Source organism: Micromonospora sp. NPDC005254 (genome assembly GCF_042872525.1).
GTDB lineage: Bacteria > Actinomycetota > Actinomycetes > Mycobacteriales > Micromonosporaceae > Micromonospora.
Genome location: NZ_JBIAKM010000009.1, coordinates 310,101 through 333,716, shown reverse-complemented (window position 1 = coordinate 333,716; position 23,616 = coordinate 310,101). Strand labels below are relative to the sequence as shown.

The 23,616-nt window shown below is 71.2% G+C and carries 19 protein-coding genes; 11 read left to right on the top strand and 8 right to left on the bottom strand.

Translation table 11 applies throughout. The features are described 5' to 3' along the window. The first annotated feature begins 161 nt into the window (after positions 1-161). The 3 genes from gmd to ACFYPR_RS26810 are packed head-to-tail and all read left to right on the top strand — an operon-like array spanning position 162 to position 3,513. Positions 162-1,175: a GDP-mannose 4,6-dehydratase gene (gmd, locus tag ACFYPR_RS26820; protein WP_354856749.1), complete on the top strand. Its 1,014-nt coding sequence runs from the start codon at positions 162-164 to the stop codon at positions 1,173-1,175. Further along, positions 1,172-2,392, top strand: coding sequence for a glycosyltransferase (locus ACFYPR_RS26815; RefSeq protein ID WP_387263071.1), 1,221 nt, complete (start codon positions 1,172-1,174; stop codon positions 2,390-2,392). Before gmd ends, ACFYPR_RS26815 begins: the two co-directional genes overlap by 4 nt. Further along, positions 2,389-3,513 (top strand): DegT/DnrJ/EryC1/StrS family aminotransferase, encoded by a 1,125-nt coding sequence (locus ACFYPR_RS26810; RefSeq protein WP_354856743.1) that lies wholly within the window; start codon positions 2,389-2,391, stop codon positions 3,511-3,513. The genes ACFYPR_RS26815 and ACFYPR_RS26810 overlap by 4 nt, the downstream gene beginning before the upstream one ends. Before the next feature lie 57 nt (positions 3,514-3,570). Here ACFYPR_RS26810 and ACFYPR_RS26805 read toward each other — a convergent pair whose 3' ends face one another. Together ACFYPR_RS26805 and ACFYPR_RS26800 are read right to left on the bottom strand one after the other, a co-directional pair. Then, positions 3,571-4,842 (bottom strand): hypothetical protein, encoded by a 1,272-nt coding sequence (locus tag ACFYPR_RS26805; RefSeq protein WP_387263068.1) that lies wholly within the window; start codon positions 4,840-4,842, stop codon positions 3,571-3,573. Continuing rightward, the gene (locus ACFYPR_RS26800) at positions 4,839-6,044 is read right to left on the bottom strand and encodes a hypothetical protein (RefSeq protein ID WP_354856740.1); all 1,206 of its coding nucleotides are present in this window, start codon (positions 6,042-6,044) and stop codon (positions 4,839-4,841) included. Before ACFYPR_RS26800 ends, ACFYPR_RS26805 begins: the two co-directional genes overlap by 4 nt. 250 nt (positions 6,045-6,294) lie before the next feature. On the opposite strand from ACFYPR_RS26800, the gene ACFYPR_RS26795 reads away from it, so the two are divergent. Continuing rightward, positions 6,295-7,221, top strand: a complete 927-nt coding sequence (locus ACFYPR_RS26795; RefSeq protein ID WP_354856738.1) for an NAD(+)/NADH kinase — start codon at positions 6,295-6,297, stop codon at positions 7,219-7,221. A gap of 163 nt (positions 7,222-7,384) precedes the next feature. Then, positions 7,385-9,262, top strand: a complete 1,878-nt coding sequence (locus tag ACFYPR_RS26790; protein WP_354856736.1) for a nucleoside-diphosphate sugar epimerase/dehydratase — start codon at positions 7,385-7,387, stop codon at positions 9,260-9,262. Between the two features lie 68 nt (positions 9,263-9,330). Here ACFYPR_RS26790 and pgm read toward each other — a convergent pair whose 3' ends face one another. Beyond that, the gene (gene pgm / locus ACFYPR_RS26785) at positions 9,331-10,968 is read right to left on the bottom strand and encodes a phosphoglucomutase (alpha-D-glucose-1,6-bisphosphate-dependent) (protein ID WP_387263065.1); all 1,638 of its coding nucleotides are present in this window, start codon (positions 10,966-10,968) and stop codon (positions 9,331-9,333) included. Between the two features lie 28 nt (positions 10,969-10,996). After that, complete coding sequence (gene glgC, locus ACFYPR_RS26780) at positions 10,997-12,229, bottom strand: glucose-1-phosphate adenylyltransferase (RefSeq protein WP_354856733.1); 1,233 nt, start codon at positions 12,227-12,229, stop codon at positions 10,997-10,999. Between the two features lie 72 nt (positions 12,230-12,301). Here glgC and glgA point away from each other — a divergent pair, with 72 nt between their 5' ends. Together glgA and ACFYPR_RS26770 are read left to right on the top strand one after the other, a co-directional pair. Continuing rightward, on the top strand, positions 12,302-13,507 hold the full coding sequence (gene glgA / locus ACFYPR_RS26775) for a glycogen synthase (RefSeq protein ID WP_354856730.1): 1,206 nt from the start codon (positions 12,302-12,304) through the stop codon (positions 13,505-13,507). A gap of 13 nt (positions 13,508-13,520) precedes the next feature. Then, positions 13,521-14,015: a hypothetical protein gene (locus ACFYPR_RS26770; protein WP_355067320.1), complete on the top strand. Its 495-nt coding sequence runs from the start codon at positions 13,521-13,523 to the stop codon at positions 14,013-14,015. On the opposite strand, the gene ACFYPR_RS26765 is transcribed toward ACFYPR_RS26770, so the two are convergent. Beyond that, the gene (locus ACFYPR_RS26765; protein ID WP_355067322.1) at positions 13,987-14,931 is read right to left on the bottom strand and encodes an inositol-3-phosphate synthase; all 945 of its coding nucleotides are present in this window, start codon (positions 14,929-14,931) and stop codon (positions 13,987-13,989) included. The genes ACFYPR_RS26770 and ACFYPR_RS26765 overlap by 29 nt on opposite strands. 108 nt (positions 14,932-15,039) lie before the next feature. Here ACFYPR_RS26765 and ACFYPR_RS26760 point away from each other — a divergent pair, with 108 nt between their 5' ends. Next, complete coding sequence (locus tag ACFYPR_RS26760; protein WP_355067324.1) at positions 15,040-16,290, top strand: DUF222 domain-containing protein; 1,251 nt, start codon at positions 15,040-15,042, stop codon at positions 16,288-16,290. A gap of 22 nt (positions 16,291-16,312) precedes the next feature. Here the strand turns inward: ACFYPR_RS26760 and ACFYPR_RS26755 are convergent, their stop codons facing one another. Then, the gene (locus ACFYPR_RS26755; RefSeq protein ID WP_354856720.1) at positions 16,313-17,491 is read right to left on the bottom strand and encodes a helix-turn-helix domain-containing protein; all 1,179 of its coding nucleotides are present in this window, start codon (positions 17,489-17,491) and stop codon (positions 16,313-16,315) included. Positions 17,492-17,921: 430 nt separating this feature from the next. Here ACFYPR_RS26755 and ACFYPR_RS26750 point away from each other — a divergent pair, with 430 nt between their 5' ends. Further along, positions 17,922-18,149: a winged helix-turn-helix domain-containing protein gene (locus tag ACFYPR_RS26750; protein WP_354856718.1), complete on the top strand. Its 228-nt coding sequence runs from the start codon at positions 17,922-17,924 to the stop codon at positions 18,147-18,149. Between the two features lie 229 nt (positions 18,150-18,378). Here ACFYPR_RS26750 and ACFYPR_RS26745 read toward each other — a convergent pair whose 3' ends face one another. Both ACFYPR_RS26745 and ACFYPR_RS26740 read right to left on the bottom strand, forming a co-directional pair. Continuing rightward, positions 18,379-18,834 carry a type II toxin-antitoxin system VapC family toxin gene (locus ACFYPR_RS26745; protein WP_355067325.1) on the bottom strand — a complete coding sequence of 152 codons (456 nt, stop codon included), beginning with the start codon at positions 18,832-18,834 and terminating at the stop codon, positions 18,379-18,381. After that, positions 18,824-19,081 carry an AbrB/MazE/SpoVT family DNA-binding domain-containing protein gene (locus tag ACFYPR_RS26740; protein ID WP_354856713.1) on the bottom strand — a complete coding sequence of 86 codons (258 nt, stop codon included), beginning with the start codon at positions 19,079-19,081 and terminating at the stop codon, positions 18,824-18,826. The genes ACFYPR_RS26745 and ACFYPR_RS26740 overlap by 11 nt, the downstream gene beginning before the upstream one ends. Before the next feature lie 116 nt (positions 19,082-19,197). On the opposite strand from ACFYPR_RS26740, the gene ACFYPR_RS26735 reads away from it, so the two are divergent. Further along, entirely contained in the window at positions 19,198-21,429 is a 2,232-nt protein-coding gene (locus ACFYPR_RS26735; RefSeq protein ID WP_387263061.1) for a maltotransferase domain-containing protein, read from the top strand. Then, positions 21,417-23,519, top strand: coding sequence for a 1,4-alpha-glucan branching protein GlgB (glgB, locus tag ACFYPR_RS26730; RefSeq protein ID WP_354856709.1), 2,103 nt, complete (start codon positions 21,417-21,419; stop codon positions 23,517-23,519). The genes ACFYPR_RS26735 and glgB overlap by 13 nt, the downstream gene beginning before the upstream one ends. Positions 23,520-23,616 lie beyond the last annotated feature (97 nt).

The following is a 23,616-nucleotide window of genomic DNA, read 5'->3' as shown; positions in this document are numbered from 1 at the left end:
ATCCGTGACTGAGCCCTCCTCCGAACTGAGCTGCCGCGACTGGGCTGCGCAGGGGCCGCGAAGAATAAATTCCGCCAGTTACATGAAACCGCAGGAGTGCCGACTCCGAGAGCGATATAAGGATTCGGCGGGGAAAACCGGCCCAGCAGGAGAGGGACTTCATGTCACGAACGGCACTCATATCCGGCATCACCGGTCAGGACGGCAGTTACCTGTCGGAGTTCCTGCTCGACAAGGGATACACGGTGCACGGCATCAAACGGCGGTCGTCCTCTTTCAACACCGAGCGGATCGACCACGTGGACGTCCATCCGCGCAGCGGTGACGCCCGACTCTTCCTCCACTACAGCGACCTCTCCGATCCCGCCTCGCTGACCGCGCTGATCCGCGACATCCGCCCCCACGAGATCTACAACCTGGGCGCGCAGAGCCACGTCCGGGTCTCCTTCGACATCCCCGGGTACACGGCGGACGTCACCGGACTCGGGGCGCTGCGCATGATGGAGGCGGCCCGCTCCGCCGACGTCGGTTGCCGGTTCTATCAGGCGTCCTCGTCGGAGATGTTCGGCTCGAGCCCGCCGCCGCAACGCGAGGAAACCCCGTTCCACCCGCGCAGCCCGTACGCGTGCGCGAAGGCGTACGCCTACTGGTCGGCGGTGAACTACCGCGAGTCCTGGAACATGTTCTGCGCCAACGGCATCCTGTTCAACCACGAGAGCCCACGCCGGGGCGAGAACTTCGTGACCCGCAAGATCACTCGTGCGGTGGCGCGGATCGAGGCCGGCATTCAGGACAAGCTCTACCTGGGCAACCTGGACGCCGTTCGGGACTGGGGCTACGCACCGGAGTACGTCGAGGCGATGTGGCTCGCCCTCCAGCAGGACACCCCGGACGACTACGTGGTCGCCACCGGCGAGGGCCACACAGTGCGCGAGTTCGTCGAGGCCGCGTTCGACCGGGTCGGGTTGGACTGGCAGCGGTACGTGGAGCTGGACCCCGCCTACTTCCGCCCGGCGGAGGTCGACGCCCTCATCGGCGACTACTCGAAGGCCCGACGCAAGCTGGGCTGGGCCCCGAAGACGCTCTTCAGCGACCTGGTCCGGGTCATGGTCGACGCCGACCGGCAGCTCCTCGAGGACGAGCGGATGGGCCGACTGATCCGGGTGGACCGGTGAGGGTCGCGGTCGACGCCGCACCCATCCGCCCCGGTCACGCCGCCGGGCTCGAAGCCTTCACCTACGGCCTGCTGACCGGTATGGCCGCCGACGACTCCTGCGACCTGCGGGTGAACATCCTGCGGGGCACGCTGGCCGAGTGGCGGGACCAGGTGCCCGACGCGCGGATCGGCTGGACCGAGGTGGCGCAGCCGCTCCGTTCCGACAACCCCACCGGCCAACTGCTGCGCCGGTGGACGCCGCGGGCCGTGCGCAACTCCCGTACGGTCCGCACGGCCGTCAACGCCATCCGGCAACGGTCCGTCATGCGGCACACCGACGTCGACGTCACCCTGTTCCCGTTCCACTGTGCGCCGATCGGGTCGACCAGATCGGTCGTCGTCCTGCACGATCTGCGCCACCTGGGGGCCGAGTTCCACGCCCCCGGCTTCGCGGCGGTGATCCGGGAGAATGTGGCCCACGCGGCGGCGATCGTGGTGACCTGGCCCCATCCGTACCGGGAGACCCTGCGCCTCTTCCCGGAGGCCGCGGAGCGGACCGTGCTCATCCCCACCCCGGCGTTCCAACCCGCACCGGAGCAGGCGCACACGCGGCCCGAACCGGGGCTGCTGGTCTATCCGTCGTCCACCGCGGAGCACAAGAACCACGCGACCCTGCTGGAGGCGATGGCGCTGCTGCCGGAGTGCCGCCTGATCTGTCCGGGGCCGCTGGTCGAGCCCGAGGCGAGCCGGTTGCTCGCCCGCGCCGCGCAACCCGACCTGCGCGGCCGGGTGTCCTTCCCCGGCTACGTCAGCCTGGACGAGCTGAACGCCATCTACGCCCGAGCGGACGCGGTGGTCGTACCCTCGCTCTGGGAGGCGGCCAGCGGCGCGCTGCTGGAGGCGTTCACCTGGGGTCTCCCGGTCGCCTGCGCCGACGTCGAGCCGCTGCTCGACCAGCTGGAGTTCAATCGCGCCGAGGCGGCGGTCTTCCGGGCGCGGGATCCGCTGTCCCTGGCCGAGGCGGTGCGGCACCTGCTTGACGAGCGGGAACGTTACGCCGCCGCCTCGCGGCGGGCGAACGACCGGCTGGCCGGGCGTACCTGGGCGGCCACCGGGCGCGACTACCTGGACGTCCTGAGCTGGGCCGCGCGGGGCGGATCGGGTCCGGTGCCACGGTCCCCGTTCGTCGCCGAGGCCGCGAACGACGCCGTCGACAGCGGAGAGGTTGGAACATGAGCATCGCGGAGGACACCTATCCGGTGGCCCGACCGAGCCTCTCCACGTTGGAGGAGCGGTACGTCCTCGACGCGCTGCGGAGCGGGTGGATCTCCTCACAGGGCCCGTACCTGCGTGACTTCGAGGAGCGTTTCGCCCGTCGCTGCGCCGCCGACACCGCCGTGACGACCAGCAACGGCACTGTCGCGCTGCACCTGGTCCTCGCGGCGGCCGGCATCGGGCCGGGGGACGAGGTGATCGTGCCCGCGCTGACCTACGTGGCGACGGCCAACGCCGTCGCGTACTGCGGCGCGCGCGCCATCTGTGTGGACGTCCTACCGGAGAGCTGGTGTGTCGACCCCGCCGGGGTACGCGCCGCGATCGGCCCGCATACCCGGGCGGTCATCGCCGTCGACCTGTACGGGCACCCGGCCGACTACACCGCGCTGCGCCAGCTCTGCGACCGGCACGGTCTGCTCCTGGTCGCCGACGCGGCCGAGTCGTTCGGCGCCACCCTCGACGGGCGGCCCACCGGATCGCTCGCCGACGTCACAACGTTCTCGTTCTTCGGCAACAAGGTGCTCACCTCCGGCGAGGGCGGCTGCGTTACCACCTCCGACGCGGCCCTGGCCGACCGGATGCGCCTGCTGCGTAACCAGGGCATGGATCCGCACCGGCGGTACTACTTCCCGGTGCTGGGCTACAACTACCGGATGACGAACCTGTGCGCCGCGGTGCTCTGCGCCCAACTGGAGCGGGCCGACGAGATCATCGCCCTCCGGGACCGGGTGATCGCCGGCTACGAGGAGCAGTTGGCCGACGAGCCGGCGCTGTCGGCGCAGCCGGTGGCCGCCGGAGTTCGCCGGGCGCCCTGGATGGCGGCCTTCCTCGTGGGGGCCGAGGGGGACGCGACGTCCCGGGACGCGCTGGCCCGGGCGCTCGCCCGGCTCGGCGTGGAGACCCGCCCGTTCTTCGTGCCGATCCCGGACCTACCCGCGCATCGTGATCCGGGCGCGGACTGTCCGGTGACCGAGGACCTGAGTCGGCGCGGCATCAACCTGCCCACGTACGCCGATCTGGCCGAACCGGCGGTCAAGGCCGTGGTGGAGCGCGTCCGCGCCGCCCTGGCCACCATCGCCTGACCCGCCACCCGACCCGTCACCCGACCCGCGCCGACCCCGTCGGCGCGGGTCCGGCGGTCAGACCGGTTGGACGACCGGTGGGCGCTCCACCGCCCGGTCGGACAGCAGCAGGAGATAGCTGCCGCCCCAGGCCACCGCGCTGAGCAGGGCCAGCACGACAAGCGCGCCGGCCGCCCCGGGCGCGCCGAACAGGACCGCCCCGGCGACGACCGCCGGCACACGGAGCCCGCCGAGCAGGATGCCGAGCACTATCGCCCGCCGGCTCGCCCGCTCGATCCGCAGCCCGGCGAAGCCGATCGTGGCCGGCACGGCGAGCAGGCTCTCCAGCGCGAGCAGTACCAGCAGGCTCCGGGCGGCGGTCCAGTTGGCGCCGAGCAGTTCCTTCCCGACCGCGTCCGGCAGCAGGGCGACCACGATGGTCAACGGCAGAACGGCGGCGGCCACGAGCAGCGCGAGCCGGACAGCCGCCCGAGTCCGCACCGCGCGGGACTCGGCCCGGGTGCGGGCCAACTGCGGCAGGATCAGCGTGGCCGCGGTCGACAGCACCAGGTTGACCGGCCCCAGCAGCGTGCGCCCGGCGCTCAACGCGCCGACCACCGCCGTGCCGGCGACCAACGCCACAGCGGTCAGCGCCAGCTGCGCCGACCCGGTGGTCAGCAGGAACTGCGCACCGAACCCCGCCGCGACGCGGCTCTCGGCGCGGCCGACCCGCCAGCCGGGCACCAGCGCGTACCGGCGCCGGGCCGCCACGACCACGCCGATCAGAGCGCCGCCGACGGCCCACAGGGCGAAGACGTACGGCGCGTCGATCACCCGGAGCAGGCCGGCCAGCGCGGCACACCCGGTGAGCACCGCCCAGGCGATCTCCTGGGCCATCGCCGCCGAGGGAGCGCCGATGCCGACGGCGACCGCCTTGGTGTAGTCGTAGAGGACCAACCCGGGCAGGGCGAGGCCCACGAACAGCAGGTAGGTCGAGCCGTACGCCACGCCGGCCGCGCCGACCAGGGAGCCACCGACGAGGCCGAGCAGGATCGCCCGCCGGGCGGCCGGCGCGACCCCGATCCCGGTGGCCAGCACGGTGTCGGTCACTGTGCTCCGCACCAACCCGGAGCCGACGATGTAGAACGAGAAGGCCAGGGCGAACTGACCCAGCCCGCCGACCGACTCCAGTCGGGTCACGGTGATCGCCAGCAGCAGGTTGCCGCCGCTGGAGAGCCCGCCGACGACCAGCGCGAGCAGCGCCCGGCGACCGGTGCGTGGACCGTCCGGAGCGTCGGCCCGGCCGACGGCGTGCCGGCCGACCGCGTGCCGGCCCACCCGTACGGTCACCGGATCGCGCCGCGGGCGGTGGGCAGTCGGCCGGTGCCCGCGTTCTTGCGGGCCCCGTGCAGGGGGCGGCGGGTGAGCCCCAGGAGGACGAAGACCGGCAGCGCCGCCACCACGTGCTGCAGAAAACTGATGGTGGAGTCCGGGTAGGTGTTGGACCAGAGCAGCGGGTCGAAGAGCACCAGGCAGAAGAGGCTCAGCCGGACCGGGCCGGGCGGCCCCCGCCAGCGCAGCAGCATTGCCGCCACCGCGGCCCAGAAGGCGTGCACGGCGACCACGCCGACCGGGCCGTCGAAGAACCAGATGTTGCCCAGCAGCAGGAAGGTGTAGGCCGACGTCGACCCACCGCCGATGTACAGGTTGATCCGCTGCCCGGTGGAGAGCACCGGCCGGTCCGGATCCAGCACCCGGGGCACCAGCCCGTACCGCAGGTAGTCGGTGACCCCGGGCTGACCCAGGTCGACCGGGACGTCGAAGCCCGCCACCACACTGAGCTGACTGTCCAACCGCAGTCGGTCCGTGGCGGTGACAGTGGTGTCCACCGCGACGCCGCGATCCTCCCGAATGTTGTTGCGGTGTTCGAACACGGCCGGCCAGGCGAGGAAGAGCACCACCGCACAGACCACCAGGTAACGCAGTCGGAAGACGCCGCAGAGCGCTCCGGTGGCAGCCATGAAGAACGCCAGCGCGACCAGCGGAGCGGTGACTGCCGTCAGCAGGGCGACGTAGAGCTCCGCGCCGACGAGGACGGCCAGCCAGCCGTACAGTTTCACCCGCGACAGCCGACCGCTCAGGTGGCTGGCCACCAGCAACGCGAAGCCCAGGGCTGTCCACCCCGAGAAGAGCGTGCTCACCATCGCGAGCGGCCCGTCGGTCAGGTCACCGGCGACCTGGTTGACGATGGTGCCGCGCCCGAGGTGGGCCCCGAGCACGTTGGCGGTGATGCTGGTCAGCGTGACCACGATGGCCACCGGGTAGAGCCGCGGGTACCGGGCGTGGGCGCGCCGGAAGCCCTCCCGCCAGCGCGGGTCGGGCCGCCCGAGCAGCCGCCCGACCGTTTCCACGGCGGCGCTGCCCAGCACCGCGAGCCCGACCAGGGAGACGATGAAGCCGGTCTCCGGATTCCGGTAGAAGACCGCTGTCGGCAGGATGAGCAGCGCGTACGGGGCGAGCACGACGACGGTCACCGGGTAGCAGCGGAGCACCCGACCGACGAGATCCCGGTGGGCAGCCGACGCCCCGTCCCTGGTTGGCCGATCCGTCCGCGCCTCGGTTCCACCGGTCGGCCCGCCGGGGTCGAGGGCAGCCCCGGGCCAGGTCATCGCGCGCGCCCCCTTTGGGATGTTGTTGGTCGCTCCTGACCCAACGAACCAACCGACCGGGCGAAACGCCCTTGCGTACGCGGTCGTCGCGGGTCGGCCCGTGCGGCCGCCCAAACTGTGATGAGCTGGGAACATGGATCGGTTCCGGCTCGGGCTGGTGCTCCATCCCACCCGGGACGTGTCCCCGGTGGTGGGCACGATCGTGGCCTGGGCCGCCGAGCACCACGCCGTCCTGGCGGTTCGCGAACAGGACCGGCACCGGGTGCCCGAGCCGGTCCGGGGGGTGCCGGAGGAGGAGCTGGCCGCCGGGTCGGACATGCTGGTCGCCATCGGCGGGGACGGCACGATGCTGGGCGCGCTGCGGCTGGCCGTCCACGACCCGAAGCCGGTGCTCGGCGTACACCTGGGCAAGCTGGGGTTCCTCGTGGAGGTCGAACCGCCGGACCTGCCGGCGGCGCTGGCCCGACTGCTGACCGGGGAGTACACCATCGAGGCACACAGCTGCCTGGCCTGCACGGTGTGCGGCGACGACGTCGTCGCGTTCAACGACATCGCGCTGGTCCGCCATCCGGGGCAGGGCTTCGTCAGCGCGAACCTGAGCGTGGACGGGCAACAGTACGGCTACTACCGCTGTGACGCGGTGGTCGTGTGCACCCCGACCGGGTCGACCGCCTACAGCTACGCCGCCGGTGGACCCCTGATCTCGCCGGCGACGCGGGCCGTGGTGGTGACGCCGAGCGCTCCGATGGCCGGCATCTCCCGGTCGGTGGTGCTCTCGCCGGAGGAGACGGTGCGGCTGGACCTGCGGCCCGGGTCCGGGCCGGTCTCGGTGGAGGTGGACGGGCGGGTGATCCGCAACAGGTCGACGACGGGTGCGGTGGAGGTGCACTACCGCCACGGCGCCGGCCTGGTGGTCCGCCTCGATCCGCGCCGCCACCAGGAACGCAATCAGCTCAAGCTGGGGCTGCTGGATCTTCCCCTGTTGCCGGAGCAGCTTCGCGAGTTGCTTCCCGAGAGCCTGCGTCGCCAGCTCGGCCGCCGCGAGGAGCCTCGCCGGTAACGGCACTTTCGTCGGGCTTCCCGACACTGAATCAGACAAACGGTTATGGAAATGTGAAAACCGGATTCCGTGTCGCAAAATCCGTTAAGCAGTTAGGGGACGTGTGTGGCCCCCTGACCTGCCCTGGGTCACCCCCGGCCACGGACAGGACAGGGAGTCGTAGATGCCGCCGGAGATACAACGGGTTGAGCCAACGACATCACCAGCCACCGGCCGGGCCAGGGTGAGTCGTCGTCGGACCGCCGTCTTCCTCGCCGCCGACGCCCTCGGCTGGGTCGGCGGGTTCACGGTCGCGGGCTGGGCGAGGTACGAGTTGGCTCTCACCATCGACCAGGCGGTCAACGCGGTACTGCTCGGCGGTGGGGCCGCCGTGCTGCACGTCGGCGTCAGCGCGCTGCGTCGCATCCGTTCCGGTCGTCAACCCCTCGGCACCGTCGAGGAGGTTCGTGGCCTCGCCGGCACCACCGCCACCACCGCCGCGATCGTCCTCGTCGCCCTTCTCACGCTGGGCGAACGCCCGGTGCCGGCCAGCACCCCGGTGATCGGTGCCGCGCTGGCACTGCTGCTGATGCTCAGCTGCCGGCTCCTGCACCGCCACCGACGGGACCGCGCGATGCGACCGGACGCCCGCTCGGCCACCCCGGTGCTGCTCTTCGGCCTCGGCGAGGCCGGGCAGGGGCTGGTGCGCGCGATGCTCAGCGACCCGAAGGGCCGCTACCTGCCCGTCGGCGCGCTCGACGACGACCCGGGCAAACACGACCTCCGCATCGCCGGTGTCCCGGTGCTGGGCGGCCGACAGCACCTCGTCGACGTGATCCGCCGCACCGGCGCCACCACAGTGATCTTCGCGGTGGCCAACGCCGACGCCACGCTGATCCGCGAGGTGCGGGAGGCGACCCTGCGCACCGGCGCAGCGTTCAAGGTCCTGCCACCGGTCCGGGATCTGGTGGATCACCGGATCACTGTCAGCGACGTGCGGGACGTCCAGATCAGCGACCTGCTTGGCCGACGCCAGGTGGTCGGCGACCTGACCTTGGACGACAACGGGCTCACCGGTCGACGCGTTCTGGTCACCGGCGCCGGAGGCTCGATCGGCTCGGAGTTGTGCCGGCAGATCATGCGGGCCAACCCCGGTGAGCTGATGATGCTGGACCGGGACGAGTCGGCCCTGCACAGCCTCCAGATGTCGCTCACCGGACGTGCGCTGCTGGACGGCCCCGAACTCATCCTCGCCGACCTGCGGGACGACGAAGGTATCCGACGCATCATGCGGGAACGCCGCCCCGAGATCGTCTTCCACGCCGCCGCGCTGAAGCACCTGACCCTGCTGGAACGGCACCCGGGCGAGGCGGTCAAGACCAACGTCTGGGGAACGCTCAGCGTGCTGGACGCGTGCCGGGACGTCGCCCGTTTCGTCAACATCTCCACCGACAAGGCCGCCGACCCGATCAGCGTGCTCGGCTACTCGAAGCGCATCACCGAGATGCTGACCGCGCACGCTGCGGCGACCTACCCGGGCACCTTCCTGAGCGTCCGGTTCGGCAACGTCCTGAGCAGCCGGGGCTCGGTGGTTACTGCCTTCCAACGGCAGATCGAGGCGAGGCAGCCGCTGACAGTCACCGACCCCAACGTGACCCGGTACCTGATGACGGTGCAGGAGGCGGTGCACCTGGTCCTCCAGGCGGCCGCCATCGGCCGCGACGGGGAGGCCCTGGTGCTCGACATGGGCGAGCCGGTCCGGATCGACGACCTCGCCCGCCGCATGGTCGAGCGGTCGGCCACTCCGGTCCCGATCGTCTACACCGGGCTACGCCCGGGGGAGAAGCTGCACGAGGACCTGCTCGGTCAGGGCGAGGCCGACCACCGGCCACTGCACCCGCTGATCTCGCACGTGACCGTTCCGGCCCTGGACCCCCTCGAGGTCAGTGGACTGGATCCGTTCGACGAACCTGCCAAGGTCGTCGATCAGCTCGCCCGGCTCTGTGGCAGCCCGCACGGCTCGCTCCCCCAACGGCGCGGGGGCGTACCGCTGGCCCGCTGACCTCGCGGAAACGGGGCCGACGCCTTCTGGCGTCGGCCCCGCCGCGTTCGAGGTGGAAGCCCGACCGCTCAGCCGAGAACCTGCGTGACCAGGTCCTGGGCCTCCTGCTGGAGACGGCGGAGGTGCTCCGGGCCCTGGAAGGACTCGGCGTAGATCTTGTAGACGTCCTCGGTGCCGGACGGGCGGGCGGCGAACCAGCCGGACTCCGTGGTGACCTTCAGGCCGCCGATCGGTGCGCCGTTGCCGGGGGCGGTGGTCAGGGTCGCGGTGATCGGCTCACCGGCCAGCTCGGTGGCGTCGACCTGGTCCGGCGAGAGCTTGGCGAGCACGGCCTTCTGCTCCCGGGTGGCCGGGGCGTCGATCCGGGCGTACGCGGGCGCGCCGAACCGCTCGGCCAGCTCCGCCCAGTGCTCGCTCGGGCTGCGCCCGGTCGTGGCCAGGATCTCGGAGGCCAGCAGGCAGAGCAGGATGCCGTCCTTGTCGGTGGTCCAGGTGGAGCCGTCGCGGCGCAGGAACGACGCCCCGGCGCTCTCCTCACCGCCGAAGCCGACCGAACCGTCGAGCAGGCCGGGCACGAACCACTTGAAGCCGACCGGCACCTCCAGCAGCGGCCGGCCCAGGTCGGCGGCCACCCGGTCGATCATCGAGGAGGAGACCAGGGTCTTGCCCACCGCGGCGGCCGGACCCCAGTTGGCGCGGGTGCGGAACAGGTGCCCGATCGCCACCGCCAGGAAGTGGTTGGGATTCATCAGGCCGGCGTCGGGGGTGACGATGCCGTGCCGGTCGGCGTCGGCGTCGTTGCCCGTGGAGATCTGGTAGTCGGCGCGGGCGGCGATCAGGGACGCCATCGCGTTCGGCGAGGAGCAGTCCATCCGGATCTTGCCGTCCCCGTCCAGGGTCATGAACCGCCAGGTCGGGTCGACCGTCGGGTTGACCACCGTCAGGTCCAGCCGGTGCCGCTCGGCGATCTCGCCCCAGTACGCCACGCTGGCCCCGCCGAGCGGGTCCGCGCCGATCCGCACCCCGGCGTCGCGGATGGCGTCGATGTCGATCGCCGCCGGCAGGTCGTCGACGTAGTGCGCGAGGAAGTCGTACTCCCCGGTGGTGTCGGCGGCCCGGGCCCGCGCGTAGGTGATCCGGCGGACGTCCTTGAGCCCGGCGGCCAGGATCACGTTGGCGCGGTCCTGGATCCAGCGGGTGACGTCGGTGTCGGCGGGCCCGCCGTTGGTGGGGTTGTACTTGAAGCCCCCGTCGTCGGGCGGGTTGTGTGACGGGGTGATGACGATGCCGTCGGCGAGCCCGCTGGTGCGGCCCCGGTTGTGGGTGAGGATCGCGTGCGACAGCGCCGGGGTGGGGGTGTAGCCGTCGCGGCTGTCGACCAGCACGGTGACCCCGTTGGCGGCGAGCACCTCCAGCGCGTCCACGGCGGCCGGTGCGGAGAGCGTGTGCGTGTCCCGGGCCAGGAACAGCGGGCCGTCGAGGCCCTGCTCCCGCCGGTAGTCGCAGAGCGCCTGGGTGACCGCGAGGATGTGGTCGGAGTTGAACGCGTTGCGCAGGCTGGAGCCCCGGTGGCCGGAGGTGCCGAAGGACACCTGCTGCGCCGGGTCCGCGGGGTCCGGATGCTCGGCGTAGTAGGCGGTCACCAGGCGCGGCACGTCGACCAGGTCGGCGGGCTCGGCGGGCTGGCCGGCACGGGGATGGGTCACGGGGTCTACCTCCTTGATAGTGCGACGGTCACAGCTCGACCCGCTGGCCCTTGCCGATCACCACGATGCCGTTGTCGGAGACGGTGTAACGCTGCCGGTCCTTCTCCAGGTCGACGCCGATCTCGGCGCCCTCGGGGACGAACACGTTCTTGTCCAGGATGGCCCGGCGAACCACCGCGTGCCGGCCGATCTCGACACCCTCCATCAGCACCGAGCCCTCGACGTGCGCCCAGGAGTGCACCCGCACCTTCGGCGACACGATCGAGTTCTCCACCAGCGAGCCGGAGATCACCACACCCGGCGAGACCATCGACCCGACCGCGCGGCCGACCCGCTCACCCCACTGGTGGACGAACTTCGCGGGCGGCCACGGCGGCTGCTCCGTGTAGATCGGCCACTCGAAGTTGTAGAGGTTGAAGACGGGGTGCACGTTGATCAGATCCATGTGCGCGTCGTAGAACGAGTCGAGCGTCCCGACGTCGCGCCAGTAGCCGCGGTCCCGGTCGGTGCTGCCCGGCACCTCGTTGTCACGGAAGTCGTAGACGTTCGCCTCGCCCCGCTCGACGAGCATCGGGATGATGCTGCCGCCCATGTCGTGCTTGCTGGACTTGTCCGCCGCGTCCCGCTCGACCACCTCGCACAGAGCGCGGGTGGTGAAGACGTAGTTGCCCATCGAGGCGTAAATCTCGTCGGGCGCGTCCGGCAGGCCGACCGCGTCGGTGGGCTTCTCGCGGAACGCACGGATCTTCCGGCCGTCCTCGCCGACCTCGATGACACCGAACTGGTCGGCCATCGAGAGGGGCTGACGGATGCCGGCGACGGTGACCGCCGCGCCGGAGGCGATGTGGTCCTCCACCATCTGCCGCGGGTCCATCCGGTAGATGTGGTCGGCGCCGAAGACGATCACGTAGTCGGGCTGCTCGTCGTTGATGAGGTTGAAGCTCTGGTAGATGGCGTCGGCCGAGCCGGCGAACCACCACGGACCACGACGCTGCTGCGCGGGCACCGGGGTGACGTAGTTGCCGAGCAGGGTGGACATCCGCCAGGTCTTGGTGATGTGTCGGTCGAGGGAGTGGGACTTGTACTGGGTCAGCACGACGATCTTGAGATAGCCGGCGTTGGCCAGGTTGGAGAGGACGAAATCGACCATGCGGTACATCCCGCCGAACGGGACGGCCGGCTTGGCCCGGTCCGTGGTGAGTGGCATCAGGCGCTTGCCCTCCCCACCCGCCAGGACGATCGCGAGCACCTTGGCAGCCATGCCCAGACGCTATCCACCCGCGTCGGACTTCACCACTCGTACGGGGAGTCTTCTGCACTAGGGTGCGGGGTCATGACGGAACCCACCCCGCTGCGCGTCGATCTGCTCACCCGCGAGTACCCACCGGAGGTCTACGGCGGCGCGGGCGTGCACGTCGAGTACCTGGCCCGGGAGTTGCGCCACCTCACCGACGTACGCGTGCACTGCTTCGGCCTGCCGCGCACCGAGCCGGGCGTCACGGCGTACGCCGATCCGCCCGGCCTGACCGGCGCGAACGCCGCGTTGCGGACGATGGGTGTGGACCTGGAGATGGCCGCCGGCACCGCCGGCACCGACGTGGTGCACAGCCACACGTGGTACGCGAACCTGGCCGGGCACACCGCGAAGCTGCTGCACGGGGTGCCGCACGTGCTGACCGCGCACAGCCTGGAGCCGCTGCGACCGTGGAAGGCCGAGCAGCTCGGCGGCGGGTACACGCTCTCCTCCTGGATCGAGCGCACCGCGATGGAGGCCGCCGACGCGGTGATCGCGGTCAGTGCGGGAATGCGCAACGACGTGCTCGCCGCCTACCCGCAGATCGACCCGGACCGGGTCCGGGTGGTCTACAACGGCATCGACACCGTGCAGTACGCCCCGGACTCCGGCACCGACGTGCTGGAGCGGCTCGGCATCGACCCGGCGCTGCCCAGCGTGGTCTATGTGGGAAGGATCACCCGGCAGAAGGGGCTGCCCTACCTGCTGCGGGCCGCCCGGGAGCTGCCGGCCGACACCCAGCTCGTGCTGCTCGCCGGCGCACCCGACACGGCCGAGATCGCCGCCGAGGTGGAAGAGCTGGTCGCCGAGCTGCGGGCCAACCGCTCCGGCGTGGTCTGGGTGGCCGAGATGCTGCCCAAGCCCGAGGTGATCCAGGTGCTCACCCACGCGACAGTCTTCGTCTGCCCCTCGGTGTACGAGCCGATGGGCATCGTCAACCTGGAGGCGATGGCCTGCGAGACGGCTGTGGTGGCGACCGCCACCGGCGGCATCCCCGAGGTGGTGGCCGACGACGAGACCGGCCTGCTGGTGCCGATCGAGCAGGCCACCGACGGCTCCGGGACGCCGTTGCGGCCGGAGAGGTTCGTGGCCGACCTGGCGTCGGCGATCAACACGCTGCTCGCCGACCCGGCCCGCACCGAGCGGTTCGGCCTGGCCGGCCGTCGGCGCGCCGTTGAGCACTTCTCCTGGGACGCCATCGCCCGCCAGACCCTGGAGGTCTACCGCTCCGTCGGCGCGGCCTGAGGGAGCCGGCGAGATGCGGTACGACGAACTCGAAGCGGCGATCCTCCAGTTGGTCGTCGAGGCTGACGAGGCCAAGCTGCGCGTCTTCGGCCTGGAGACGGTCACCCGGCTGGTCCGGAGCGAACTGCTCGACACCGCCTCGGACGACGAACTGACCGAGGACGCGTGGGCGGCGCTGGCCAGCGCCCGCGAGAACGTCCGGACGGCCGACGCGACGGAGCTCCGCGCACGGTTGACGCGGATCGACGCGGGCATCCTCGCCGACGGCGACCTGGATCAGGGGATCCTGATCGTCCTCACCGCGCTCGAACACTGGACCACCTACCTGGAGGAGGACCGGCGCGAGGAGCTGTACGAGTTGGCCATCCGCTCCGTCGAGGAGGTCGACTTCCAGGTCTCGGCCGACCTCGACGACGTCCTCGCCACCCCGGAGATGACCGCCGAGTACGAGCGGATGAAACGCCTGCTCACCCCCGGCCTCAGATCGCCGTCCCCGGCGGCGACTTGAGCAACGACGTCGCTTCGGCGCAGTAACCACCACGCCCGTTCCGGAGCGCGCTGGCGGCGATGCGGATGAGGTCGATGTTGACCCCCGCAGCGCCACTCGGATCGTGCACCTTCAGCTTCACGTCGAGGCTCACCGCTGTCTCACCCCAACCCTGCGCCTCAAGGTTGAGGTGGGCCACCTTCTGCGACGCGAGATGCGGCAGGTACCCGAGCGGGGCGACCTCGACGCTGTCAGCGCCCGACAGGGCGTTGAGCTTGGACTGCTTCTTGGTGTTGGGGTTTTCGACCAGGTTGCGGAAGTCTTCGGTGCCGCCCAGATTGACCTGGTAGGAGCTGACCAGGGTGAGGCCCCGTTCCGCCAGCAGCCGCAGCAGCGCGTTGTGCAGCACCGAGGTGCCGAACTGGCTGGCCAGGTCGTCGCCGAGCAGCGGTAGACCGGCTGCCTCGAACCTGTCGATCCAGCGTGGATCGCGCGCGACCGGGTCGGAGGTGGTGTTGATGAAGGCGACACCCGCCGTGTGAGCTGCCTCGGCGTACGCCTGGGCGGTCTCTGGCCGGCCGCTCGGCGCCGAGTAGAGCAGCACCTCCGCCCCTGCCAGCGCCGCTGCCACCCGCTGCACCTCGGTCGCGTCGACGAGGCCCTTCGTGACCTGCACACCCGCTTCGGGCAGGTCGCAGTCCAGCCGAGGGAAGTTGTTGGGCGCCAGAAAGATCGCCTCGGTCAGATCCCGGCCGATCTTCTCCGCGGAGGTGGCGAAAGCCGCCACGACGTCGATGTCCCCCACCCCGAGCCCGTCGATCATCGGCCGGCGAATGCCGACCAGGCTGCCGCTCTGGCGGTAGAGAGCAAGCCCCTGCACCAGTGCCGACGTGTTGTTGCCGACACCGACAACCGCAACCTTCACCCGTTCGATCATGGCGGGAGGCTACGTCACCTCCGCGCGTTTCGACGGGGTGGCGATCCGCTCCGACGGGACCACGAACGGTCTCCGGAAAGTGTCGTACAGGTGTTCTAGTCTCCTACTGTGATCGATGCGTTGGAGCAGGCCGAGGCCGCCGTGGCGGCCTGCTTCGACACGGCCGCCTGGGCTGCCAACGAGCGCGATCTCGTGGCGGCGCTGGATGCGACGCACCGCCTTGAGCAACGCCTGGCCGCGGTCAAGTTGACCCTCGTGCGCGAGCTGGACGGTCGAGGCACCGCGACCGCACAAGGCGCATCCTCGACGGCCGTGTGGCTGCGGGACCGGTTACGTCTCACGGTTGGTGCCGCCCGGCGGCTGGTCGAGTTGGCCGCAGCGCTCGACGCCGCCCCATCCGGGGTGCGTGACGCGTTGGTCGGCGGCGCGGTCGACGTGGAGCAGGTGCGGGTCATCGCCGAGACGGTCGAGACCGTTCACGCCACGGCCGGCACGGAGGCTGCCGACAAGGCCGTCGGTGTCCTCGTCGACTGGGCGGCGCAGTTCGACGCCGCCCTGTTGCGCAAGCTCGGCACCCGCATCCTCGACCACGTCGCCCCGGAGGTCGCCGACGCCGCCGCCGATGCGGCGCTGCGGGCGCAGGAGTCACGGGCCGCCCGCGACCGGCACGTCACCGTGAGCGAGCAGCCCGACGGTCGGCTGCGCCTCACCGGCGTTCTCGATGTTGAGGCTGCGGCCCTGCTGCGCGCCGCCATCGACCCGCTTACCACGCCCGGCGGCCCCGACGACACCCGCACGGCCGGGCAACGCCGCCACGACGCCCTGGCCGACGTCTGCCGACTCGCCCTGCGCACCGGCGAGCTGCCCGAGCACGGCGGTGACCCCACGCAGGTCGTCATCACCACCGGCTACGACGGGTTGACGCGGCAGTTGGGCGCCGGAGCCCTTGACACCGGCCTTCAGCTCACCCCCGAGGCCGTGCGTCGGCTCGCCTGCGACGCCGCCATCCTCCCCGCCGTCCTCGGCGGCGTCGGCCAACCCCTTGATGTCGGCCGGCAACGCCGACTCATCACCGGGCCGCTACGACGCGCCCTGGTGCTCCGGGACCGGGGCTGCGCGTTTCCCGGCTGCGACCGCCCACCCCGCTGGTGCGACGGTCACCACATCCGGCACTGGGCCGACGGCGGCGACACCAGCCTCGACAACGCGGTGCTCCTCTGCGGCCACCACCACCAACACGTTCACCGCGGTGACTGGACCGTCCACCTCGGCGGCGACGGCCACCCCGAATTCACCCCACCCGCCTGGCTCGACCCCGAACAACTCCCCCGCCGCAACCACTACCACCGGCGCAACTAACCAACAGCTCACCGTCAGCGCGTCAGGCGACGCCGAGAGTGGCGGCGAGCTGGGCCAGGCCGGTGGGCGCATCGGCGGACCGCCACACGACGGCAACCAGCTTCCGCACCGCCGGCCGGTCGTGCACCTCACCGTGCGCGGTGCGTTCGGCGTCGAGCAGCGCGCGGCCGGCCCGGAGCATGTCGCCACCCCGGATGTACACGCGCGCCACATCAAGCAGGTACGCGGCCCGGTGCTCGGGTGACAGCCACCGCCACCCGTCGGTGGCGAGCAGCCGCTCATGCCGGACCGTCGCCACCGCGACATCTCCGAGCGCCGCCTCGACGACCACCCGGGCTGCCTCCACCGCCGCCGACCCGAAGTCAGTACACCCAGCGGAGCCACCACCGCGGTCGACGGTGCGGGCCAGCTCTGCGGCCCGGTCGAGGGACTGATGGGCGTTGCGCGCTCCTCCCCCGCGCGCGGCGGCGAGGGCGGCCTGGATCAACAACGTCCCGCGCAGCGATGCGGCATCCGGGGAATTAGCACCGGACGCCTCGATCCCGTGCGCGGCTCGGAGTGCGACGTCCGCGGCCGAGCGCCGACGCTCCCGGGACCGCAGGGCCTGACTCAACGGCACGGTGGCGACACCGGAGAGCCGGGGATCGTTGGTGGCGAAGGCGACGGCGATCCCACGGTCGGCCGCCAGCCACGCCAGCTCTCCCTGGTCGACCTTCACCAGCGCCAGGGCGATGAGCGCGTACACCGACACCAGCAGTGTGTCGCCCGCCCCGCCGGCGCGGGCGGCCTGCGTCGCACGTGCGGCGTCGAGCAGGCTGGGTAGCAGGGCGAGTAGCGCCGGGTACCGGGCATGCCGGTAGCTCTGGTCGGCGTGGTCCAGACGGGCTCGCAGCTCCTCGGCGGAGGGCGTCTGGGTCGAGCCCGGCAGGTGGTATCGGGCCAACGCCGCCCGGATCCCGTCCACCCCGGCCGCGACGGGCTGCGGACGGGCTGAGCGGGTGGCCAGCAGGACCTCCACGTCGATGCGGAGCGTCTCGGCGATCTCCCGGAGGTTGGACACCCGCTCCAACCGGCGTACCCCACGCTCGACCTTGTCCACCCAACTCTTCGACTTGCCGAGCCGGTCGGCGAACTGCTGCTGCGTCATGTTGCGCCGCACCCGCCACTGCGCGACCCGGCGACCCACCGGCAGCTCGTTCACCGCAGGCCCGTCGCGCTCACCGCACGATCCCGACCACAAACAACAGGAGTACGACCACCGCGATCACGAGTCCGTAGGTGTACTGCCGCCGGGTGAGCGGCGCCCGCGTCGGGTGCGGCGGACAGGGCACCCGGTCTCCGTCCGGCTGCGGAGGCCGGCCGCCGGCAACCGGGTACGCCGGCGGCAACGGCCCATCCGAAGAACGCTCGTCCAACTGTGCCTCCTCGAACATGGCGGAAGGGGTGGTAACGACGCAGGTCAGGGCGGAGCGACACGGGGGAACCGCCCCGCCCTGCCAGGAGGAACTCCGCTGCTGACGAGAGATCCCCTGCCCTCAACTTAGAAGGCACTGCCTTCACAGTCAACAGAGCATGCACGGTGAGTTACCCACAGTGCGAAGATCGGTGCGCTGACGAGAGGTGGCGCCACCATGCCGCAAGCACCGCTGTACGAGCAGATCATCGATGACGTTGCTGCTTCGATTCAGGCCGGCACGTTGCAGCCGGGCGACAAGCTGCCCTCCATCGCCGAGATGCGAGAGCAGTACCAGTCGAGCGCCTGGCCGGTGCGTTACGCCCTGCGGATCTTGGAGGAGCGAGGCTGGATCGTCACTCGCCAAGGCAAGGGCTCGTTCGTGGCGCCGAACCCGCCCGCCTGAGCCTGAGGACATACCCCGACTTCGTTGATCGTTGTCAGCTGAGCAGTGCGACACGCCGAGGGTGATGCTGCTGAGGTGCCACGGATCGTCGCCGCTCGCCTGAAACCACAGGCTCCTCGTGAAGATCCGCGCAACTTCGGGGAAACTGCTGCGTCGGCGCGCGTTGAGGCAGCAGTTTCCCCGAAAGCGTGCGGATCTTGGCTTGCGCTCCGGGAGCGGGGCGGGGCGGTCAGTCGACCGGCGTGATCAGCGTCAGGGTTGGGAAGTACGTGCGGTATCGCGCCCCATCACGGGTCAGCAGGTGGTACCGGCACACGGCGGCATGCGCGCCGATGTAGAAATCGGCTACCGGCGACCGCTTCGTGCCACCCAGTTTGCGGTACCGCGCGTAGGCCTTGCCGGCGAGGAAGCCGGCCAGGTACGGAAGCTCCTCGCGCAGAAAGTCCCCTGCCGGCAATGCCTCGTCCAACTCCTCGATGCGGGCGAAACGGACCGACACCTCGGCGTACACGATGGGGTTGATCACCAGGTTGCCCGCGTCGCGGGCCTCGGCGAGGGCGGCGCCGGACCACTCCGCCCACTTGGCGTCGTCGGTCAGGATGTCCAGCAGCACATTGGTGTCGACCAGGGTCGTCACCGCGTCGGATGCACGCGACGGCACCGCGCGGAGCCGTTCACTCGCCACGCAGCAACTCCATCAACTCTTCGGTGGACATGTGCTCGGTCTCCTTGGCGCTGCCCCGACCGCGCATGTGGCGGACGAGTCGCTGACCCCGGGTGTCGGAGCCGTGTACGCGCACGATGCGCAGGGCCCCGCCCTCCTCCACCACGTCGACCTCGTCGCCCTCGTGCAGGTTGTAACGGGCTCGCAGCGCGGCCGGGATGGTCACCTGGCCCTTGCTGTTCAACCGCATGCTCTGTACCTCCGTCACGTAATACGAACGATACGTGACACCTACCGTTACGCGGTGCGTCCGATGAACCGCGCGGGGGGCTGAGCGGGGTGCTTGGCCGCGCGCGAAGGGATCTCGCACAGTAGGTTGGCGGGGTGACAGGACGGTTCCCGATCGAAGACGTCTCCCCCGTCGTCTCGTGCGGGCGGTACCCGGCTAAGGCAGTCGTCGACGAGCCGGTCCCGGTGTCGGCGCGCGCCTACCGGGAGGGGCACGACGCGCTGGGCTGCAACGTGGTGTGGGCCGGCCCGGACGGCGTGCAGCGGCCGTTCACCCGGATGCGCCCCGGCGAACCGGGCCAGGACCGCTGGCACGCCACCATCGCGCCGGACGCCGTCGGCTCCTGGACCTTCGCCGTCGAGGCGTTCCAGGACCCGTACCTGACCTGGCAGAACGCGGTGACCAAGAAGATCGCCGCCGGGCAGGGTCCGGAGGACCTGGCCAACGACCTGGCCGAGGGCGCGCGAGTGCTCGCTTCAGCCCGCGAGCTGGTGCCGGCCGCCGACCGGCCCCGGGTCGCCGACGCGCTCACCGCGCTGGTCGACACCGACCTGCCGTTGCCACAGCGGGTCGACCCGGCACTGGCCCTGGCCGACCTGCTCTGGGAGCACCCGGTGCGGGAGCTGGTGACCGCCGGTGAGGCGTACACCCTCTGGGTTGACCGCAAGCGGGCGCTCTTCTCGGCCTGGTACGAGTTCTTCCCGCGCTCCGAAGGAGCGGCGGGTGGGCGCTCCGGCACCTTCGCCACCGCCACCGAGCGGCTGCCGGGTGTGGCGGCGATGGGCTTCGACGTGCTCTACCTGCCGCCGATCCACCCGATCGGCCGGATCAACCGCAAGGGCCGCAACAACGCGCTCACCGCCGGGCCGACCGACGTGGGCTCGCCGTGGGCGATCGGCGCCGCCGAGGGCGGCCACGACACGATCCACCCCGACCTGGGTACGCCGGCGGACTTCCGCGCCTTCATCCAGGCGGCCGCGGCGCAGGGCCTGGAGGTGGCGATGGACCTGGCGTTGCAGTGCGCGCCGGACCACCCGTGGGTCACCGAGCACCCGGAGTGGTTCACCACCCGGGCCGACGGCAGCATCGCGTACGCGGAGAACCCGCCGAAGAAGTACCAGGACATCTACCCGGTCAACTTCGACAACGACCCCGACGGCATCCGCGCCGAGGTGCTGCGCGTGGTGCTGCACTGGGTGGGCGAGGGCATCCGGATCTTCCGGGTGGACAACCCGCACACCAAGCCGTTCGACTTCTGGCACTGGCTGATCGCCGAGGTCAAGAAGGTCGACCCGGACGTGCTGTTCCTGGCCGAGGCGTTCACCCGGCCGGCCATCATGCACGGGCTCGGCAAGATCGGCTTCACGCAGTCGTACACCTATTTCACCTGGCGCACGACGGCCGCCGAGATGCGGGAGTACTGCGAGGAGCTGGTCGCGTCGGCCGACCACATGCGGCCGAACTTCTGGCCGAACACGCCGGACATCCTGCACTCCTCGTTGCAGCACGGCGGCCCGCCGATGTTCAAGATCCGGGCGGTGCTGGCCGCGCTGCTCTCCCCCTCCTGGGGCCTGTACGCGGGCTACGAGCTGTTCGAGCACGTGGCCCGCCCCGGCGCGGAGGAGTACCTGGACAACGAGAAGTACGAGCTGCGCCCCCGCGACTGGGCCGGCGCGGAGGCGCAGGGCCGCTCGCTGGCGCCGTTCCTCGCCACCCTCAACCGGGTACGCCGCGACAACCCGGCCCTGCACCAGCTGCGTAACCTGCGCTTCCACGAGATCGACAACCCGGCGCTGCTGTGCTGGTCGAAACACGACCCGGACACCGGCAACACCGTCATCGTGATCTGCTCGTTCGACCCACGTGTGGTGCAGTGGGGCAACACGACGCTCGACATGCCGGAGCTCGGGTTCGACTGGCACGAGCGGTTCACCGTGTACGACGAGCTGACCGGCACCAGCTACGACTGGGGTCAGCGCAACGCGGTGCGGCTCGACCCGTACCTGCAACCGGCGCATGTGCTGACCGTCCGCCGTCCGACCCCGCCCGCCGCGCCGGCACCCGCGGGCGCCGAGCTGGCGGACCTCACCGTCGCCGACGTCCCGGACGACCTGTCCGGCGGCACCGCGCCGACGAGCCCGGCACCGACGAGCCCGGCACCGACGGCCGGCGCTGGCACGACGGCGGCTGCGCGCCGGCCCGCGGCCCGCCCGTCCCCGCCCCGCTCCGCGGCCGCCCGCGCATCCGCGGCCCGCTCGGCGAAGCCCCGCCCGTCCGCCTCCGCACCGACCGACGCCGCCCCGAAGGACGACCGATGGACCAGCTGATCACCGGCGTGACGCACGACCCGCACGCGCTGCTCGGCGCGCACCCCGCCGACGGATGGACGACGATCCGCACGATGCGCCGGGGCGCGGGCGACGTGCTGCTGCTCGTCGGCGACGAGCGGCACCCGATGAAGCGGGTGCACGACCTGGGCGTCTTCGAGACCCACATCGAGGGCACCGTGCTCGACTACCGGGTGGAGGTCGACGGCACCGTCCACGACGACCCGTACCGCTACCCGCCCACGCTCGGCGAGCTGGACCTGCACCTGATCGGCGAGGGCCGGCACGAGCGGCTGTGGGACGCGCTCGGCGCCCGGGTCTTCGACGAGGGCGTGGCGTTCAGCGTCTGGGCGCCCAGCGCGCGCGGAGTGCGGGTGGTCGGCGACTTCACCGGCTGGGGTCCGGACGACGGCTGGCCGATGCGGTCGCTCGGCTCCAGCGGCGTCTGGGAGCTGTTCGTCCCCAACGCCCGGGTCGGTGCCCGCTACAAGTACCGGGTGCTCGGCGCCGACGGGAAGTGGCGGGACAAGGCCGACCCCCTGGCGGCGTACGCCGAGGTGCCGCCCGCCACCGCGTCGGTGGTGCACCACTCGACGTACCGGTGGAACGACGCGGACTGGCTGGCCCGCCGGGCCGAGCGCCAGCCGCACCAGGAGCCGATGAGCGTGTACGAGGTGCACCTCGGCTCCTGGCGGCCCGGCCTGGGCTACCGCGAGCTGGCCGATCAGCTCACCGCGTACGTCACCGAGCTGGGCTTCACGCACGTCGAGTTGCTGCCGGTGATGGAGCACCCGTTCGGCGGTTCCTGGGGCTACCAGGTGACCGGCTACTACGCGCCGACGTCCCGCTTCGGTGACCCGGACGAGTTCCGCCACCTCGTCGACTCCCTGCACGCCGCCGGCATCGGCGTGATCCTGGACTGGGTGCCCGCGCACTTCCCCAAGGACGAGTGGGCCCTGGCCCGCTTCGACGGCACCCCGCTCTACGAGCACCCCGACCCGCGGCGCGGCGAGCACCCCGACTGGGGCACGTACGTCTTCGACTTCGGCCGCAACGAGGTGCGCAACTTCCTGGTCGCCAACGCGCTCTACTGGTGCGACCAGTTCCACGTCGACGGGCTGCGGGTCGACGCGGTCGCCTCGATGCTCTACCTGGACTACTCCCGCGACGAGGGCCAGTGGGCCCCCAACCAGTACGGCGGTCGGGAGAACCTGGAGGCCATCGCGCTCATGCAGGAGGTGAACGCGACGGTCTACAAGCACCACGCCGGGGTCGTGATGATCGCCGAGGAGTCGACCGCCTGGCCGGGCGTCACCCGACCCACGGCCGACGGCGGGCTGGGCTTCGGCTTCAAGTGGAACATGGGCTGGATGCACGACACCCTGCTCTACACCTCGAAGGACCCGATCTACCGCCAGCACCACCACCACCAGCTGACGTTCTCCCTGGCGTACGCCTGGAGCGAGAACTACGTGCTGCCGATCAGCCACGACGAGGTCGTGCACGGCAAGGGCTCCCTGGCCGGCAAGATGCCCGGCGACACCTGGCAGCGGCTGGCCAACGTGCGGGCGCTGCTCGCGTACATGTGGGCGCACCCGGGCAAGCAGCTGCTGTTCATGGGCTCCGAGCTGGCCGACGACCGGGAGTGGAGCGAGGAGCGCGGCCTCGACTGGTACCTGCTGCACGACCCGGCCCGCGCCGGCGTGCAGCGGCTCGTCGGTGACCTCAACCGGGTCTACCGGGACACCCCGGCGCTGTGGGCGCAGGACACCGAGCCGGCCGGGTTCCGCTGGATCGCCGGAGACGACGTCGCCAACAACACCGTGTCCTTCGTCCGGATCGCCCCGGACGGTTCGACGCTGGTGTGCGTGGCGAACTTTTCCGCGTCTCCGCTGCACGACTACCGGATCGGCCTGCCGGCTGGCGGCACCTGGGCGGAGGTGCTCAACACCGACGCCCACCATTACGGCGGGTCGGGCGTGGGCAACCTGGGCGAGGTGCACGCCGAGGACGTGCCCTGGCACGGGATGGTGGCGTCCGCGGCCCTCCAGGTCCCCCCGCTGGGCGTCGTCTGGCTCCGCCAGAGCTGAGCACCGCCCCCAGCCTCATAATCACTTAATGCTGACCAGTTTCCAGAAGGCTCCTGGAACTGGTCAGCATCAAGTGATCAAGGCGCAGCTTGTTTCC

Bases quoted from the DNA above. Each gene is read 5' to 3' on its own strand.
- gmd (WP_354856749.1), top strand. From the start codon at position 162: ATGTCACGAACGGCACTCATATCCGGCATCACCGGTCAGGACGGCAGT.
- ACFYPR_RS26810 (WP_354856743.1), top strand. From the start codon at position 2,389: ATGAGCATCGCGGAGGACACCTATCCGGTGGCCCGACCGAGCCTCTCC.
- ACFYPR_RS26795 (WP_354856738.1), top strand. From the start codon at position 6,295: ATGGATCGGTTCCGGCTCGGGCTGGTGCTCCATCCCACCCGGGACGTG.
- ACFYPR_RS26790 (WP_354856736.1), top strand. From the start codon at position 7,385: ATGCCGCCGGAGATACAACGGGTTGAGCCAACGACATCACCAGCCACC.
- glgC (WP_354856733.1), bottom strand. From the start codon at position 12,229: ATGGCTGCCAAGGTGCTCGCGATCGTCCTGGCGGGTGGGGAGGGCAAG.
- glgA (WP_354856730.1), top strand. From the start codon at position 12,302: ATGACGGAACCCACCCCGCTGCGCGTCGATCTGCTCACCCGCGAGTAC.
- ACFYPR_RS26770 (WP_355067320.1), top strand. From the start codon at position 13,521: ATGCGGTACGACGAACTCGAAGCGGCGATCCTCCAGTTGGTCGTCGAG.
- ACFYPR_RS26765 (WP_355067322.1), bottom strand. From the start codon at position 14,931: ATGATCGAACGGGTGAAGGTTGCGGTTGTCGGTGTCGGCAACAACACG.
- ACFYPR_RS26750 (WP_354856718.1), top strand. From the start codon at position 17,922: ATGCCGCAAGCACCGCTGTACGAGCAGATCATCGATGACGTTGCTGCT.
- glgB (WP_354856709.1), top strand. From the start codon at position 21,417: ATGGACCAGCTGATCACCGGCGTGACGCACGACCCGCACGCGCTGCTC.